The organism is Campylobacter sp. RM9331 (assembly GCF_020137685.1).
In the GTDB taxonomy this organism is placed as follows: domain Bacteria; phylum Campylobacterota; class Campylobacteria; order Campylobacterales; family Campylobacteraceae; genus Campylobacter_E.
Window position 1 is genome coordinate 1 of the sequence record NZ_JACGBA010000023.1, and the last position, 15,571, is coordinate 15,571.

A 15,571-nucleotide genomic window follows, 5' to 3' on the forward strand; every position below is an offset into this window, starting at 1 on the left:
TTTTATAGTAGTTTTTGTGCTAATTCCTGCAAGTCCAGGAAAACCACTAAAATTATTTGCTTTATCTTCAATATTACCACTATTAGCATTGCCCGTAACTGCACCCGGAGTTGGAACTCCACCATCTGAATAATGGTAGCTAAACCCATATCCACCACCATCAAGTCCAATTTGCCCTAAAACAGATGCAAGAGTTATCATAGCCCAGTGAGCTTGTTCTCCGTGATGAGCCCTTTGAAAACCCCAACCTGCCATAATCATAGTTCTATTTTTAGCCATAAGTTCTGCTAATTCTTTTATTTTTTCTGCTTTTATACCTGTAATTTTTTCTGCTAATTCAGGAGTTTTTGGATTATTCTCATCAAATAATCTTTCTTTTAATTTAGCAAATCCTACCGTGTATTTTTTAAGGAATTTTTCATCGTGAAGATTGTTTTTAATTAGATGATAACACATTGCTTCTACTAAGGCAACATCGGTTGTAGGATTAATAAATACTTGTTCTGCACCTAAAAATCTTGCTGTATCATTATATACTGGGTCAATATTAATTACTTTTATTTTTCCATCTTTAACTAATGCTTGTAATTTTTCTAAATAAGGGTAAGTTTCATGTAATGGCACACCCCAAGCAATTTGATTTGTATTAATCATATCATTTGACCATAAAACAACCACTTTTGAATGCTCTAATACATTGTCCCAAGAAGTTTGCTTAGCACTTGATTCATCAACACCACTAATATAAGGAGTAATTGCACGAATACAATGAGTTGAGTATGTAAGAGTTCTAGTAGTGCAACCACCTGCTATATTTAACATTCTTCCAAGTAAGCTTTGTGGGTTATTAACGCTTCCAACGCAAAACCAACCATAACTACCACCATAAACAGCATTAGAGCCATATTTTTCATAAACTCTTTTAAGCTCATTAGCTACTAATTCATAAGCTTTTTCCCAAGTAATCTCAACGAATTCTTCTTTACCCCTTAAGTTTTTAGGAGCTTTTTCAAATCCTTTTTCCAAAACACTTTTTCTAACGCTTGGGTTTTTAATTCTATCTTGTGAATATACTCTATTTACTACACCATTCATAAGAGTTGTTGGTTTAAAATCCCCATTAAAAGCTTTAAATCCTTCAACTTTGCTACTTCTAATAATTGGATGATAAGCTCCAAAATGTGAAGCACTAATTAAGCTTTCATCTATTTTAGGAATAGCGTTTTCACCAATAAAATCAACAGCACCTAAACTTGACGCACTAGCTGCTACTCCTGCTGCACCTTTTAAAAAGCTTCTACGAGATAACTTTTCCATAAATTCTCCTTAAAAATTTAAATAAAACTTAATTTTATAAGTTAGATAAAATTATAATAAAATAATTTAAGAATTAAGTAAATGGAATAATATATTCTTAATTATTATATAGATATTAAATACCCCCCCCCAATAGCAAAAAGGAATAATATGTAAATATAATGAAAACTATATTATTTAAGAAGAATTAATTAAAAATGGAATTTAAAATATAATTTTAAATTCCAAAGTAAAAACACTAAAATACAAGATTAAATAAAGCTAAAATTATAAGTATAAATACAAAACCTATAACACCTATTAAAGTTTCTAGCATAGTCCAAGTTTTAAGAGTTGTTTTTTCATCTAAACCAAATAAGCCTTTTACAAGCCAAAATCCAGAATCGTTAAAATGAGAGCAAACAACACTACCACAAGCTATTGCTAAAACGATAGCAACTTTATCAAATTCTGCAATTGATGTATTTGCTGCAATAATTGGTGCCATTAAACCAGCTGTTGTAGTAAGTGCAACAGTAGCTGAACCTTGAGCAATTCTAATAATTGCTGCTATTATAAAACCAGCTAAAATAACAGGAACGCCTAAATTAGCTAAAGTTCCAGCCAACGCATCACCTATTCCACTAGCTCTTAAAACACCGCCAAACATACCACCTGCACCAGTTACAAGCACTACAGAACAAATTGCAGGAAGTGCTTTTTCACAATATTTTTCAAGATTTTTAGCACCTAAACTTTTATTAAAAACAATAATACAAATTATTAAAGTAATCATAAGAGCGATTGGAGTTTGACCTATTAGATTTAAAACATTAAAACATATATCATTTTTTGCAATTATTTCTAATTTTTGCATAGATGAGATAATTGCACTTATAAAAATCAATACTACAGGGGTTAATAATATAAATATTACGGTTAAGAATTTAGGTTTATTTTTGATTTCTACTTTTTCATCTTCAAATAAATCTGGTGCTTTAAAATACATTTTTTTACCAGAATAAAGCCCAAATAAATAAGAGCTAAAATACCAAGTAGGAAGACCAATAATAAGTCCTAATATTAAAACCCAACCAACATTAGCGTCTATTGTAGCTGCTGCTGCAACTGGACCTGGGTGTGGCGGTAAGAAAACATGCATTACAGAAAACGCACCAACTGAAGGAAGTGCATAAGTTAAAACAGAACCTTTTAATTTATGAGCTACGCTTAATATAACAGGCAACATTACAATTAACCCTGCATCAAAAAATATAGGGAAAGCAAAAATCAATGAAGCTAAACCTAGTGCAAATGGAGCTCTTTGCACCCCAAAAAACTCAATTAAAGTATCAGCTAAAACTTGAGCTCCACCAGAAACTTCTAAAATTTTACCTATCATAGCACCAATACCAACTAATAAAGCAACACTTGCTAAAGTTGAACCAAAACCACCAAGCATTACTCCTAAAATTTTATCAAGCGGCGTATTGGCTGCTAAAGAAGTTAAAAAACTTATTATTATTAATGATATGAAAGCGTGAATTTTTAATTTCATAATCATAAATAATAATAAAACAACCGCAACTGCGGCAACACATAATAAGTAAGAAGCACTAAGCTCTTGCATTATTTCTCCTTTTATTTGAATTTATGTAATATTAAGAAAAATAGGTTAAAAATAGCAAGATTTTTATAAAAAAGGATAATTAATGAAACATTATAATATTGTTGTAATGGGAGTGTGTGGCTGTGGCAAAAGTACGGTTGGAGCTATGATTGCAAATAGTTTAGGAGCTAGCTTTATAGATGGAGATGATTTACACCCAAGAGCAAATATAGAAAAAATGCAAAGTGGGGTTCCATTAAATGATTTAGATAGAGAACCTTGGCTTGAAAGAATTGCTGATGTATTTTACTCAATTTCAAGAAGAAATCGCTCTTGTGTCATAGCTTGTTCTGCATTAAAAAAACAATATAGAGATAAAATAAGACAATCTGGTAAAATTATCTTTATTCATTTACACGGCTCAAAAGAATTAATAATGCAAAGAATGAGTAAAAGAAGCGGTCATTATATGAAAGAAAATATGATTGATTCTCAATTTTCAACATTGGAATTTCCACACAATGAAGATTTAGTAATAAATATTGATATTACCCCACCTATTGGAGAAATTGTTGAAGATGCACTAATAAAACTAGACCAACTTTAATAGTTTTGCATTTCTTCAAAAATCAACATTATCTCTTCTTGCGTTAAAATACCTAAGTGATAATAAAAAGTTTCATCATTGAAATTAACTTCTTTAAATTTCTTTCCAATTTCTGATTTTGGTTTGAAATTTACCCCATCTTTTGTATAAAAAAATTGTATCGGTATTAAAGAAATTGGGAATTTATTCAATAATTCAGGATTGTCAAAAATATCAATATTTAAAATTTTTACATTCAAATTACCTAATTCATTATAAACTGATTTTAAAATTGGCTGAAATTGATTGCAAGATGAATTACTAGTATTACAAAAATTTAACAATATATTTGAATTATAATTTTTAATAATACTATTATCTATATAAGTTAATTCAAAACCATCTGTTTTTGTATAACTACCTTCGTTGTAATAATAATACCAAATGCCAAAAGCAGCTATTAATATAGCAAAAAACACTTTTGTCTTCATTTTAAAAACCTTTAAATTTAATAAAGGTATTTTAAAATATTTCTTTTAATCCCTAACAATTAGGGATTAAAAATATTATTTAGATTTAAAACTTAAAGTAGCAGTAAGCTGTAAAGTATCTCCGTATCTATCAAGATTATAAGACAATTTTATACCAGCTGCAATAATTTGCAAGCCATCTTGAGGTTTGCTAAGAGTTAAAGTTGCAATACCTTTTTCATCGGTTGTAATATCATCTATATCATCATTTTGGTCTTCAAATTCAACCCCACTAATAGGTTTTCCATCTAATAATACTTGAACTTTTAATTTATCCCCTACTTTTTTGTCTAGTGGATTTTCTAATGGAATTATTTCAAATTTTAACCCTAAAGGCTTACTTGATGCTTCGTCCCAAGCGAATATACTTTTACCCATTTTAAATATTTTTCTAGTTTGAGTTACTTCATTTGCACCTGTAATGTCGGTAATTTCATTTCTAGCTTGAGAATAATGTTTGCCATCTTTTGTAAAAGTGTAATAACCAAAATCATAATTTACACTAGCTACTGATGGATTACCTTCTATAAAGATTTTATTATTTAAATAATCATATCCAGCTTTAAGCTTTTTACCCTTAGAATCTTTTGCACTTACACCAAATATTCTATCGCTTTGAAATTGACCCCAGTGATCATCAGCCCAAAATCCAACCTTATAACCATCATCTGTTTTCATTGGAAAAAATTGATGAGCAAATGCAGAACTTGCAACAAAAATACTAGCTAATGTAATTTTACTTAACTTCATAATATATCCTTTTTTAAATTAATTTGATATTGATTATTATATGAATTATTTATTAATTTTTTCTTAATTTGATAATAATTTTAATTTTCTTTAATAAATATATTTTTTACAAATAAAAAAGGATTTTAAATAAGATAAATATTATCTTTTTTTTGATATATTTTTAATACAAATTTTAAAATTAAGGAGAAAAGATGTTTAAATTAAGAACATTAAATTATGCGACAAATGCGTTTTCAGGCTTTTTAACTGAAGAAACTTTCAATTATCACTATGGTAAACACCATCAAACTTATGTTAATAATCTTAACAATTTGATTGCTGGAACAGAATTTGAAAAAAAAGATTTAGTTGATATTATCTTAACTTCTAAAGAAGGTATTTTTAATAATGCTGCACAAGTTTATAATCACGATTTTTATTTTGACTGCATTAGTCCAAAAGAAAGTAAAATGAGTGCTGAATTAGAAAAAGCAATTAATGAAGCTTTTGGAACCTGTTCAAACTTTAAAGATGAATTTATAAAAGGTGCTACAGGCTTATTTGGTAGTGGATGGTTTTGGCTTGTATATAATACTACAAGTAAAAAACTTGAATTAGTAAAAACAAGCAATGCAGCAACTCCAATTACTGATAAATTAATTCCTTTATTAGTTGTTGATGTTTGGGAACACGCTTATTATATTGACCACAGAAATGCAAGAGCAGCTTACCTTGAAGGTTTTTATAAGCATATTAATTGGGAATTCGTATCAAGTGCTTACGAATGGGCTTTAAAAGAAGGCTTTAATTCTGTTAAATTCTATGCAAACGAATTGCATAAATAATTCTTAGCCTACTTTTGTAGGCTTATCTTTTATATACTTGAATGTTAAATTGTGCTTTTATTAAATTCTTATCAGATTTTAAAACTATTGGGAAATGAACTCGTAAAATATTTGGAAAATTATCTAAAGAATCTATGAAATCATAAAAAATAGTTGGACTTGTTATTTTTGTGCTTACTGATAACTGATAGCTTACATAATCTTCGCTAAAATCTAAATTCTTATCTAAATTCACTTCATCAAAAAAAGTCTTGCAATGATTTTTAAATTTTTCAATATCAAATTCATTATGAATTTTTGCTAAATTGGTTTTATTTTCTGATAAATAATCATTTAATTGTCTTTCAATACTTTCATTTTTTGCTTTATTTTGCTGAAATTTTGAATTTGAAGAGCTTAAAACTTCATTTGCAACTTTTAATTTATTTACACTTGGAATTATAAGCAAAGCACTAAGAGTAAAAATAGTAATCAAAAATATACTCAACCATAATAGCAACTTTACTATATCAATTTTACTCATACTATTATCTTTATTCATTAAAACCCTCAGAATTTTCAATAGTGTTAATGCTTACAAAGTTATACCAACCAGAATTTAATTGTATAAAATTAGTTTTTGATGTTTCAAAAATACTTTGAAGCGGTGTTTGCAATAAATTATTATAAATTTCTTTTGTTGGAGTAATTCCTTTAATCAATAAGCTTTTTTGCTCCATTAAAACTTCATTTAAAACTATACTATCAGGAACTAAGTCAAATAAATTTTTTATACTCTTTTTTAAATTTATATTAGAAGCTTGTATATCACTTACTAAAGCTATATATTCTTTATTTAAAATAATTTCATTCCTATTTTTTCCTATTAATTCTATCATTTTATCACTATTTTCTTTGGCTTGTTGTGCGTCGCTATATGCTAATTCTTGTTTTATTTTTATAAATACAGCAAAAAATATAATTACAAAAATAATGAAGATTAAAAAATAAAAGCATAATTTATTAAATTTATTTAATATAGGTTTTTGTTCAGCATTTTTAAGACTATATATCAATTTTTGCTCCTAAATCATTACTGCTTAATTTTAACATTTCCTTAAATATATCAATTGTATATACAATAGGCTTTATTAATAATTCACTTTCAATATAAGAATGCATAGCTTTAGAGCTTTTTTCGTGTTCAAATATAATAATATTATTAATAAAATCACTATCATAAATATTGTTATTATAAAATTCTTTAATCGCACTATTTATATATTCAAATATTTGCATATCCAAGCTAAATGATTGTAAATTTTCATTCAAATCAGAATTTAAATCAGCTCCTAAATCAAAATTATCATCAACCTTTACATTATCAAATTCATCAAAATCAAGTTCTTCTAATGTATCGTTATTGCTATCTAATTCAATTTCTTCTTCTAATTCTAAAGATTGATGGTCTTCTTCGTTATCTTTGTTAATTTTAAGCTCAAAATAACTACCAAATTTAAATTTTTTACCATCATAAATCATTAAAGTAATGAATTCTCCGTATTTTAACACAAATAAACTTATGCCATCAAATACAAAACCATCTGATTTTTTATCTTGAATTAGCTTAAACAATATACTAAAAGGAGAATAAATTAAATCCACTTGCAATTCATCAAAAACAATATCAGCATTAATTAATTCAGTTTTTGCCGCATACAAAAACGAGTTATCAAAGATTTTTAAATTAACAGCACTGCTATCAACACCAAATTTTTGTAAATCTGTTTTATTAATTGTCGGCACCATTCCTTGACCGATACTAGTAAATAAAAGTGAAACATAAGTAAAATAATGATTATCAATTAAGGTTTTTATATATTTTAGTAATTTATTTTTATCTTCTTCAATAAAAGTTCTTTGATGAATTTTAATAATTTTTTCATTTTTAACAGAATAAGCTTCTATACTACAACTTTTATCCTTAATTACTAAATTAATAAAAATAGTTGATAGGTATTTTCTTATATTAAACATAAAAACCTTCTTCATTTAATTTAAGCTCTAGTTTATTAAATTCCTTATTTATTAAATTAACAGAATTTTCTTCATCTAATAATATCGGTTTTGAAATAATATAAGCAATTGTAGAAAATGGCTTAGCTAAAATCATCTTATCCCAACTTTTAGCCCTATAAAATCTACTTGCAGCATTATCAAAAATAATCGTAGGAATTTTATATTTTAAAGCTATTTTATAAGAACCTGCTGAAATACTATGATAAGGTCCTCTAGGTCCATCAGGAGTAATATATACATCATGACCTTGTCCTAAAAGACTTTTAATTTCAAGCAATGCTTTAACTGGAGAATCATAAGTGCTACCCCTAACAGCATTTATATTAAAGTATTTCATAACACTAGCAATTAATTCTCCATCTTTGTGATTACTTATTAATACATAAGGCTTTTTTTTATAACCATTTTTCTTCATATAAGCAAAAATAAAAGCCATCATAGTAAGTTTTCCATGCCAAAAAAGTACTATGCAAGGCTCTTTAGGTAAAGTTTTTTCTCCATAAAATCTTTTTTTACAAGTTAAATAAATAATATTTAAAAGTATAAATATTATAAAAGCTAAAATTTTAACTTTGTATTTCGCCATAAAGGGTTGTCCTAGAAGTCTTTGTAATCTTTACATCAACCATTTTTCCAAGCAATTCTTCGCTACCATTTACAACTATTAAGAAATTATTATCACTTCTTCCTGCTATAGTTTGATTTTCTCTTAATTCTTCAAAATATACTTTATAAGTTTTATTTAATTGTGCTGCACTAATCTCATCTAAAATTTCATTGTATAAACTTTGTAATTTAGTTAGCCTTGCACTTGCTATATTTTCAGGAATTTGATTTGGCATTGTTGCTGCAGGTGTTAGTGGTCTTTTAGAATACTTAAATGAAAAAATTTGCTCAAATCTAATTTTTCTCATTACATCAAGTGTTAATTCAAAATCTTCATCGCTCTCACCAGGAAATGCCACGATAATATCTGTTGATATACTAGCACTTGGAACTAATTCTCTTAATTTTAAAGCCCTATTTATAAACCATTCTCTAGTATAACCACGCTTCATAGCTTTTAAAATACTTGTGCTACCACTTTGTAAAGGCATATGCATACTTTTACAAATTTTAGGATTTTTTGCAAAAGTTTCTAAAAACTTATCATCCATATGAAGTGGGTGTGGGCTAGTAAATCTAATCCTTTCAAGCCCATCAACCTCGCTAATCTCATTTAAAAGATCTGAAAAATCCATTTTAGGATGGTTACTTGAAAATCTTTTACCATAATTATTTACATTTTGTCCTAGCAAAAATACTTCACTAGCTCCGTTACTAACGGCTTTTTTTACTTCATTTAAAATAATATTTTTTGGAATGCTTAGCTCATCACCACGAGTGTGTGGGACGATACAATAAGCACAATGCTTATCACAACCTATCATAATATTTACATAGCTTTTATAAATACTATTTCTAAAATCAGCAAAAGCAAAATCGCTTTCATCGTAATTTATATCATTACTTATAAATTTTGGAGTTTTAATTGCTTCTGTTATACGGCTAATATTTCTTGCACCTAACACAAAATCAACTTGTGGAGCACGCTTAAAAATCTCGCTACCTAAATGTGAAGCCGTGCAACCACAAACACCTATTTTTGCTCCTTCTTTTTTCTCTTTTAAAAAACCACCTACTTCACTAAAAAGCTTATGGACTGGTTTTTCACGCACACTACAAGTATTTATTAATATTAAATCAGCTTCTTTTTTATCTGTAGTTACTTCATAACCTTCTTTAGTGGTAAGCTCTGCAATCATACGCTCACTATCGCGAACATTCATTGCACAGCCTAAAGTTTCTATATATAATTTTTTACTCAAAGTATATGTACCTCATAAATAAATTCATCTTCTACTAAACCATATTTAACCGTATTTACATATACCTTAAAATTATTTAATTTTTCAACTAATTTTGTAATATCTTCACTAGAATTTGAATGGTCTAAAAATATAACCTTTTTTTCTTCAAGTATTTTTATAACTTCTTCAATAGTAACTTCTTTTGGTTTTGAATTTAAAGTTTGTTTTGCTAATTTAAATTTCATCTCATATCCTTTTTTAAATTAAAAAAATAAAATAATAACAAAAAGTTCTTTCATTAAACTTATTAAAAGTTATTTTTTATATAATAATAGTCTTCAAACTTCAATTAAAGGTAAAATCTTGGAAAGAATAGTAGATATAATAGAATCAATTGCGAATGAGAAATCATTGCCAATAGAAGAAGTAAGTGAGCGTGTAGTAAAAGCTATTACAAATACTGCTAAAAGACTTTTTGGTGATGATAAAGAATTTAGTGTAGATGTTAAAAAAACTCTTTGTGTATATCAAAATCTAGTAGTTGTTGCAAATAATGATGAATTAGCTAATAATGAGAGTAAATATATTAGCCTTGATAAAGCAAAATTAGAATCAAGTGAAGTAGAAATCGGAGATACTTTAAAATATGAAATATCTTTTGCAAATCTTGATAGAACTGCAATAAATTGGCTTTATAAAGAATTAGAATATAATGTGCAAAGACTTGTAGAAGAAAAATTATTTGAAAAATACCAAAGTATGGTTGATAGATTAATTTTTGGAACGGTAGTATTTGTTGATAATGATGAAAATACTTTCATAGAATTTGATGAAATTAGAGCAGTATTACCTAGAAAAAATCGTATAAAAGGCGAAAAATTTAAAGTTGGTGATGTATTAAAAGCAGTTATTAGAAAAGTTAGTGTTGATAAAAAACTAGGCTTAAAAGTTGAAATTTCAAGAACTTCTCCTAAATTTTTAAATGCACTTTTAATGCTTGAAGTTCCAGAGATTAAAGATGGTGCTATAGAAATTATTAATTGCGCTAGAATTCCTGGCGAAAGAGCTAAAGTTTTATTAAAAGCTAACTCAATCAATATTGACGCTGTAGGTGCTAGCGTTGGAACAAAAGGTGTTAGAATTAATGCTATTAGTAAAGAATTAAATGGCGAAAATATAGATTGTATAGAGTATTCTAACGAACAAGCTATTGTAGTTTCTCGTGCTTTAGCACCTGCAATTATTAATTCAGTTACGATTGATAACGACATAGCTAAGGTTGTAATAAATCACGACCAAAAAAGTAAAGCTATAGGTAAGCAAGGAATTAATATTAGGTTATGCAATATGCTAACAGGACTTAATATTGAATTAATTGAAGTTGGCACTGAAGCAGAAAATCATATAAGCTCAGAAGAAGCAAAAGCAAATCTTGAAAATCTATTTAAAAATATATGATTGATTTAAGCAAAAACGAAAATACCTGTAATACTTTAGATATTAAAGAGATAATTAATAGTGTTGAATTTAATAAGTATTCTTTTGATAAAAATTATAAATTATTAGATGAATTAGCTAATTTTTATAATTTAAAAAGTGATAATTTTATTCTAGGTAATGGCTCAAGTAATGTTATTTATATGAGCCTTTTAGCATTTTATAAATATTCAAATTCCAATGTTCATTTAATATCACCATTACCTACTTTTGACTTAACACTTTATTATGCTAAAAATATAGGTTATAGTATTGATGGGTTTTACTTAGATAGCGAGTTTAATTTTGATATAAATAAAATAAAAATAATCCCAAATAAAATAAATATAATCTATCTTGTAAATCCAAACAATCCAACAGGCCTAATGCTAAGCAAAAAAGATTTAAATGAATTAAACTCAATTTGTAAAGATAATGTATATATGCTTTTAGATGAGGCTTATTGTGAATTTGCTGATGATTTTTATAGTTTAGAATTTGCAAAAAATCCAAATATTTTACATATTAGAACATTTTCTAAAATGTATTCATTAGCAGGTTTAAGAGTTGGATATGGGATAGCTCACACTAGATTAATATCAATTTTAAAAGATTTTTTTAGTCCTGATGCTATTAATGCTTTTGCTTTAGAGTGTGCGATTTTTGCCCTAAAACAAAAAGACTTTGCAAAAACTACAAGAAAAATTATTAACGATAATAAAGCTTTATTAGAAAATGAATTTGAAACTTTAAATATAAAATATTTTAAATCTCATACTAACTTTATTTTACACGAAATTAAAAGCACAAAATATGCTGATTTTATGAAAGAATGCGAGATAATAGTTGGAAGACCTATAGATAATTATCCTTTATTAAATAGAATTAGCATAGGAAATATTAAACAATTAAAAGAATTTACAAAAGCATTAAGGCTAGCTAAAAATCATAATTTAGTTTGAGCTTTAAGCTCAAACCTTATTTATCTTTAAAATAATTATCTAGTATTTCACAAATACAATGTATTGTGAAAATATGAATTTCTTGTATTCTTGGCGTATCCTTACTAGGTGCTTTTAGGGCAAAATACGGGCTATTTTCTAATTTTTCACTAGCTAATAAAACGCATTTGCAACCAATTTTTCTAGCTTCTTCAAGTGCTAAAATAACATTTTTACTAGTCCCGCTAGTGCTTATACCAAACACTATATCTTCACTTTTAGCAATAGCATTTACTTGTCTACTAAACACATATTCATAGCCATAATCATTACCGATTGCAGTTAGTGCTGAAGTATCTGTGCTAAGTGCAATAGCACTAAGACCATTACGCTCACATTTATATCTTCCACTAAGTTCGGCTGCAAAATGTTGGGCATCTGCAGCACTACCACCATTGCCAAAAATCAATAATTTTTTACCATTTTCCAAAGCTTTTTTTATAATATCAGCTACTTGAATAATATCTTTTAAATATTCTTCATTAATATTATCATAAGCTTTTTTGTGCTCGTTTAACTCATTTTTTAATTTATTTAACATATAACTCCTTTATTTTTTCTATAATATTTGTGGTTGAATATCCTGTTTTAAATTCTATTAATTTTACTTCTTTTGCATATGATGAGCCAACAACTTCTTTTCCTTCATAATCAGCACCTTTTACCAATATATCAGGCTCTAAAGTTTTAATTAAATTAATTGGCGTATCTTCACTAAATTCACAAACATAATCTACAAATTCTAAAGCACACATCATAGCTTTTCTAGTCATTATATTATTAATTGGTCTATTTTCACCTTTTAATCTCTTAATACTTTCATCAGAATTTAAACCAACAACTAAAATATCTCCTAACTCCTTAGCTGCTCTTAAATAACTAAGATGCCCGTAATGCAAAATATCAAAACAGCCATTGGTAAAAACTATTTTTTTACCTTTACTAAGTTGTTTAATCTCATCTATATTTTTAAATTTATAAAATTCATTATCAAAATTTATAATCTCATCAAGCCCTACGCTAACAGCCCCTATCTTACCTACAACAATAGCAGCAGCTTTATTAGCTAAATCTATACTTTTACTAATATTAAAATCATTCGCTAAGAAAAATGATAATGATGAAATCACGCTATCTCCAGCACCGGTTACATCAAAAACTTCTTTAGCTAAAGCATAATGGCGATTTAATTTATTATCATAAACAGCAGCAATTCCATTGCTACCTAAAGTAATTAATGGTATTTTTAAATCCAATTCTTTTTGTAATTTTTCTAATGATTTTAATAATATATCATCATCATATTCATTAAAATTACCTAAAAATTCACAAGCTTCTTTGTAATTAGGTGTTATTAAATCTATGCCTTTAAACTTATAAAAATCTTTCTTAGGGTCTGCTAGGCTTAAAGTATTGCTATCTTTTGCAAATTTAATTATTTTTTGTGCTAAATAAGGACTAACAACTCCTTTATCATAATCACTAAAAATAATTACATCATATTTATCATTGCGTATTTTATCAAATAATTCATCAGCTAATTTATCGCTAATTTGCTCTGTGCTTTCTATATCTATTCTAACAATTTGTTGATTTGAGCCAAAAATACGAGTTTTTGTAGAAGTTTTTCTATCTTTTTGCTTAATTATATGGCAAGTTATATTTTGTTTTTGCAATTCGTTTTCAATAAATCTAGCACTATCATCATCTCCAATAACACTTAAAATACTAACATTTGCACCTAATTTTGCAAGATTATTAGCAACATTTGCCATACCACCTAAGACTTTTTTCTCACTTTTAGGAGTGATTACTGGAACTGGTGCTTCTGGACTAATTCTAGTGCAATTTGCGAAAACATAAATATCGTGTATTAAATCTCCAATTACTAAAGCTTTAATATTTTTCATTCATAGTCCTTTTTTATATCTAATAAATTATTCACTTTTTTACAATATTCAAATTCTTTTAAATCTTCATTAAACAAATAACGATTATTAATATTTGCATTTATAGCCGCTTGCATATCACTTACTTTATCACCTATAAAAATTGAATTAAATAAATCTAAATTAAATTCTTTAGCTGCTTGTAAAATAAGACCAGCTTTTGGTTTTCTACATTCACAATTATCACTAGGTATATGCAAACAAGAATAAATTTTACTTATATTAATTTTATGATTTTTAAACTCATTTAAAATAGCTTCGTTAAAAATATCCATTTGCTCTTTTGTAAAATACCCACGCCCTACTCCACTTTGATTTGTAATTATAAAAATCAAATAATCTTTATCTTGAAAGAATTTAACTATCTCAAAAATATTAGGCATAAATACTAATTTTTCTAATTCATAAACATAAGAAAAATCCTTATTAATTACTCCATCTCTATCTAAAAATAAAGCCTTTTTCATATTTTTTAATTCCATTTTTCTTTGTTCTAAAATAATTGCATCATTTAATGCTTCTTCACTATCATTTAATTCTAAAAAGCCATTATTTTCGGTAAATTGTTTATTTTTAAAACCCCAAATAAAAGCAATGATTACTATAAAAGCTAATAATATTGATACCCCTATCATTAGCATTAAAACATTTTCCATATTTATCCTTTTTGATTATTTTAATAAATATCATAAAACTATTAGGAATTTAATTTGGAAAATAAAATATAAAAATATCTATTAAAATATTCAACGAGTAATTAGCTAATATAAAAAATATTAGCTAATTTAAAATTAATTTCTAACTTTATCTAATACACCATTAATAAGCTTAGGTGCATTATCACTTGCATATTCTTTAGCTAGTTCAATAGCTTCATTTATAACAACAGCTTTATCTGTTTTTGTAAAAAGCAATTCATAAACACCAAGTCTTAAAATAGCTTTTTCCATACCACCTAAATTACTAACTTCATTGCTTTCTAAAATACCTTTTAAACACTCATCTATTTTTAATAGATTTGCTTGAACGCCGTTAAATAATTCTAAAGCCCATTCACGAATAGCATTTCTTATTTTATGCTCTTCTAAATAATCATTTACATGCTCACTATTTTGAACATAATCAAATGAATACAATAAACTTACAACTGTTTTTCTAGCTTGATGTCTAGTTGCCATTTTGAACTCTTTGTAAATTTAGCATTTCAATAGTAGTTACCATAGCTTCATAACCTTTATTGCCACTTTTAATTCCTGCTCTATCCATAGCTTGCTCTGTAGTGTTTGTTGTAAGAACACCAAAACTAATTGGAATATCATTTGCTAAAGTTATAGCCGCAACACCCTTAGTGCATTCTGCTGATACATAATCAAAATGTGGGGTATCTCCACGAATAACAGCACCTAAAACCACTATTCCATCATAATTTTTCTTCACTGCTTGTTTTAAAGCATAAGGTAATTCAAAAGCACCAGGAACTAAAATTAAATCTAAATTCTTTTCATTTCCACCAAAACGAACAAAAGCATCTTTAGCACCTTCAACTAATTTATCAGTTATAAAACTATTAAATCTAGCGTTTATTATGGCAAATTTCTCATTACCATTTAATTTTAATTGTCCTTCAATAATATTCATA

Annotated in this window: 19 protein-coding genes and 1 pseudogene; 4 read left to right on the forward strand and 16 right to left on the reverse strand. The window is 26.9% G+C overall.

The window, feature by feature from the left end:
- Both AVBRAN9331_RS08505 and AVBRAN9331_RS08510 read right to left on the reverse strand, forming a co-directional pair.
- The coding region (locus AVBRAN9331_RS08505) for a molybdopterin-dependent oxidoreductase (protein WP_336612814.1) at positions 1-1,317 on the reverse strand (1,317 nt) is incomplete at its 3' end.
- 238 nt (positions 1,318-1,555) lie between these two features.
- Positions 1,556-2,926, reverse strand: coding sequence for a GntP family permease (locus AVBRAN9331_RS08510; protein WP_336612815.1), 1,371 nt, complete (start codon positions 2,924-2,926; stop codon positions 1,556-1,558).
- 82 nt (positions 2,927-3,008) lie between these two features.
- Between AVBRAN9331_RS08510 and AVBRAN9331_RS08515 the strand changes: the two genes are divergently transcribed.
- Complete coding sequence (locus AVBRAN9331_RS08515; RefSeq protein WP_214118573.1) at positions 3,009-3,512, forward strand: gluconokinase; 504 nt, start codon at positions 3,009-3,011, stop codon at positions 3,510-3,512.
- On the opposite strand, the gene AVBRAN9331_RS08520 is transcribed toward AVBRAN9331_RS08515, so the two are convergent.
- Positions 3,509-3,982, reverse strand: a complete 474-nt coding sequence (locus AVBRAN9331_RS08520) for a thioredoxin family protein (protein WP_214118571.1) — start codon at positions 3,980-3,982, stop codon at positions 3,509-3,511. The two genes, AVBRAN9331_RS08515 and AVBRAN9331_RS08520, sit on opposite strands and share 4 nt — an antisense overlap.
- A 75-nt stretch (positions 3,983-4,057) precedes the next feature.
- Positions 4,058-4,771: a DUF4198 domain-containing protein gene (locus AVBRAN9331_RS08525; protein ID WP_336612816.1), complete on the reverse strand. Its 714-nt coding sequence runs from the start codon at positions 4,769-4,771 to the stop codon at positions 4,058-4,060.
- A gap of 194 nt (positions 4,772-4,965) precedes the next feature.
- Between AVBRAN9331_RS08525 and AVBRAN9331_RS08530 the strand changes: the two genes are divergently transcribed.
- On the forward strand, positions 4,966-5,598 hold the full coding sequence (locus AVBRAN9331_RS08530) for a superoxide dismutase (RefSeq protein WP_214118567.1): 633 nt from the start codon (positions 4,966-4,968) through the stop codon (positions 5,596-5,598).
- A 22-nt stretch (positions 5,599-5,620) separates the two neighbouring features.
- Here AVBRAN9331_RS08530 and AVBRAN9331_RS08535 read toward each other — a convergent pair whose 3' ends face one another.
- The 6 genes from AVBRAN9331_RS08535 to AVBRAN9331_RS08560 are packed head-to-tail and all read right to left on the reverse strand — an operon-like array spanning position 5,621 to position 9,751.
- The gene (locus tag AVBRAN9331_RS08535) at positions 5,621-6,139 is read right to left on the reverse strand and encodes a hypothetical protein (RefSeq protein WP_214118565.1); all 519 of its coding nucleotides are present in this window, start codon (positions 6,137-6,139) and stop codon (positions 5,621-5,623) included.
- A complete protein-coding gene (locus AVBRAN9331_RS08540) occupies positions 6,132-6,653 on the reverse strand; it encodes a hypothetical protein (RefSeq protein WP_214118563.1) in 522 nt (173 codons plus the stop codon). The genes AVBRAN9331_RS08535 and AVBRAN9331_RS08540 overlap by 8 nt, the downstream gene beginning before the upstream one ends.
- Complete coding sequence (locus AVBRAN9331_RS08545) at positions 6,643-7,629, reverse strand: hypothetical protein (protein WP_336612817.1); 987 nt, start codon at positions 7,627-7,629, stop codon at positions 6,643-6,645. Before AVBRAN9331_RS08545 ends, AVBRAN9331_RS08540 begins: the two co-directional genes overlap by 11 nt.
- Positions 7,607-8,242, reverse strand: a complete 636-nt coding sequence (locus tag AVBRAN9331_RS08550; RefSeq protein ID WP_214118560.1) for a lysophospholipid acyltransferase family protein — start codon at positions 8,240-8,242, stop codon at positions 7,607-7,609. Before AVBRAN9331_RS08550 ends, AVBRAN9331_RS08545 begins: the two co-directional genes overlap by 23 nt.
- Positions 8,223-9,524, reverse strand: a complete 1,302-nt coding sequence (gene miaB / locus AVBRAN9331_RS08555) for a tRNA (N6-isopentenyl adenosine(37)-C2)-methylthiotransferase MiaB (protein ID WP_214120363.1) — start codon at positions 9,522-9,524, stop codon at positions 8,223-8,225. The genes AVBRAN9331_RS08550 and miaB overlap by 20 nt, the downstream gene beginning before the upstream one ends.
- Positions 9,521-9,751, reverse strand: coding sequence for an HP0268 family nuclease (locus tag AVBRAN9331_RS08560; RefSeq protein ID WP_214118556.1), 231 nt, complete (start codon positions 9,749-9,751; stop codon positions 9,521-9,523). Before AVBRAN9331_RS08560 ends, miaB begins: the two co-directional genes overlap by 4 nt.
- Before the next feature lie 118 nt (positions 9,752-9,869).
- Here AVBRAN9331_RS08560 and nusA point away from each other — a divergent pair, with 118 nt between their 5' ends.
- Both nusA and AVBRAN9331_RS08570 read left to right on the forward strand, forming a co-directional pair.
- The gene (gene nusA / locus AVBRAN9331_RS08565) at positions 9,870-10,964 is read left to right on the forward strand and encodes a transcription termination factor NusA (RefSeq protein WP_214118554.1); all 1,095 of its coding nucleotides are present in this window, start codon (positions 9,870-9,872) and stop codon (positions 10,962-10,964) included.
- Positions 10,961-11,944 (forward strand): pyridoxal phosphate-dependent aminotransferase, encoded by a 984-nt coding sequence (locus AVBRAN9331_RS08570; protein WP_336612818.1) that lies wholly within the window; start codon positions 10,961-10,963, stop codon positions 11,942-11,944. Before nusA ends, AVBRAN9331_RS08570 begins: the two co-directional genes overlap by 4 nt.
- 16 nt (positions 11,945-11,960) lie before the next feature.
- Here the strand turns inward: AVBRAN9331_RS08570 and AVBRAN9331_RS08575 are convergent, their stop codons facing one another.
- From AVBRAN9331_RS08575 to ribH, 6 genes and pseudogenes are all read right to left on the reverse strand, one after another.
- On the reverse strand, positions 11,961-12,524 hold the full coding sequence (locus tag AVBRAN9331_RS08575; protein ID WP_214118550.1) for a D-sedoheptulose-7-phosphate isomerase: 564 nt from the start codon (positions 12,522-12,524) through the stop codon (positions 11,961-11,963).
- Positions 12,514-13,893 (reverse strand): D-glycero-beta-D-manno-heptose 1-phosphate adenylyltransferase, encoded by a 1,380-nt coding sequence (gene rfaE2 / locus AVBRAN9331_RS08580; RefSeq protein ID WP_336612819.1) that lies wholly within the window; start codon positions 13,891-13,893, stop codon positions 12,514-12,516. Before rfaE2 ends, AVBRAN9331_RS08575 begins: the two co-directional genes overlap by 11 nt.
- Positions 13,890-14,399 (reverse strand): HAD family hydrolase, encoded by a 510-nt coding sequence (locus tag AVBRAN9331_RS08585; RefSeq protein WP_214150611.1) that lies wholly within the window; start codon positions 14,397-14,399, stop codon positions 13,890-13,892. The genes rfaE2 and AVBRAN9331_RS08585 overlap by 4 nt, the downstream gene beginning before the upstream one ends.
- A gap of 81 nt (positions 14,400-14,480) precedes the next feature.
- Positions 14,481-14,588 (reverse strand): annotated as a pseudogene (gene ccoS / locus AVBRAN9331_RS09905) (cbb3-type cytochrome oxidase assembly protein CcoS); the annotation flags it as partial.
- 135 nt (positions 14,589-14,723) lie between these two features.
- Positions 14,724-15,110 (reverse strand): transcription antitermination factor NusB, encoded by a 387-nt coding sequence (nusB, locus tag AVBRAN9331_RS08590; protein ID WP_214120575.1) that lies wholly within the window; start codon positions 15,108-15,110, stop codon positions 14,724-14,726.
- Positions 15,100-15,570 (reverse strand): 6,7-dimethyl-8-ribityllumazine synthase, encoded by a 471-nt coding sequence (gene ribH, locus AVBRAN9331_RS08595; RefSeq protein WP_214120574.1) that lies wholly within the window; start codon positions 15,568-15,570, stop codon positions 15,100-15,102. The genes nusB and ribH overlap by 11 nt, the downstream gene beginning before the upstream one ends.
- Position 15,571 lies beyond the last annotated feature (1 nt).

Excerpts from the sequence above, each read along its gene's own strand:
- AVBRAN9331_RS08510 (WP_336612815.1), bottom strand. The coding sequence starts at position 2,926 with ATGCAAGAGCTTAGTGCTTCTTACTTATTATGTGTTGCCGCAGTTGCG.
- AVBRAN9331_RS08515 (WP_214118573.1), top strand. The coding sequence starts at position 3,009 with ATGAAACATTATAATATTGTTGTAATGGGAGTGTGTGGCTGTGGCAAA.
- AVBRAN9331_RS08520 (WP_214118571.1), bottom strand. The coding sequence starts at position 3,982 with ATGAAGACAAAAGTGTTTTTTGCTATATTAATAGCTGCTTTTGGCATT.
- AVBRAN9331_RS08525 (WP_336612816.1), bottom strand. The coding sequence starts at position 4,771 with ATGAAGTTAAGTAAAATTACATTAGCTAGTATTTTTGTTGCAAGTTCT.
- AVBRAN9331_RS08530 (WP_214118567.1), top strand. The coding sequence starts at position 4,966 with ATGTTTAAATTAAGAACATTAAATTATGCGACAAATGCGTTTTCAGGC.
- AVBRAN9331_RS08535 (WP_214118565.1), bottom strand. The coding sequence starts at position 6,139 with ATGAATAAAGATAATAGTATGAGTAAAATTGATATAGTAAAGTTGCTA.
- AVBRAN9331_RS08545 (WP_336612817.1), bottom strand. The coding sequence starts at position 7,629 with ATGAAGAAGGTTTTTATGTTTAATATAAGAAAATACCTATCAACTATT.
- AVBRAN9331_RS08550 (WP_214118560.1), bottom strand. The coding sequence starts at position 8,242 with ATGGCGAAATACAAAGTTAAAATTTTAGCTTTTATAATATTTATACTT.
- AVBRAN9331_RS08560 (WP_214118556.1), bottom strand. The coding sequence starts at position 9,751 with ATGAAATTTAAATTAGCAAAACAAACTTTAAATTCAAAACCAAAAGAA.
- AVBRAN9331_RS08570 (WP_336612818.1), top strand. The coding sequence starts at position 10,961 with ATGATTGATTTAAGCAAAAACGAAAATACCTGTAATACTTTAGATATT.
- AVBRAN9331_RS08575 (WP_214118550.1), bottom strand. The coding sequence starts at position 12,524 with ATGTTAAATAAATTAAAAAATGAGTTAAACGAGCACAAAAAAGCTTAT.
- rfaE2 (WP_336612819.1), bottom strand. The coding sequence starts at position 13,893 with ATGAAAAATATTAAAGCTTTAGTAATTGGAGATTTAATACACGATATT.
- AVBRAN9331_RS08585 (WP_214150611.1), bottom strand. The coding sequence starts at position 14,399 with ATGAAAAAGGCTTTATTTTTAGATAGAGATGGAGTAATTAATAAGGAT.
- nusB (WP_214120575.1), bottom strand. The coding sequence starts at position 15,110 with ATGGCAACTAGACATCAAGCTAGAAAAACAGTTGTAAGTTTATTGTAT.
- ribH (WP_214120574.1), bottom strand. The coding sequence starts at position 15,570 with ATGAATATTATTGAAGGACAATTAAAATTAAATGGTAATGAGAAATTT.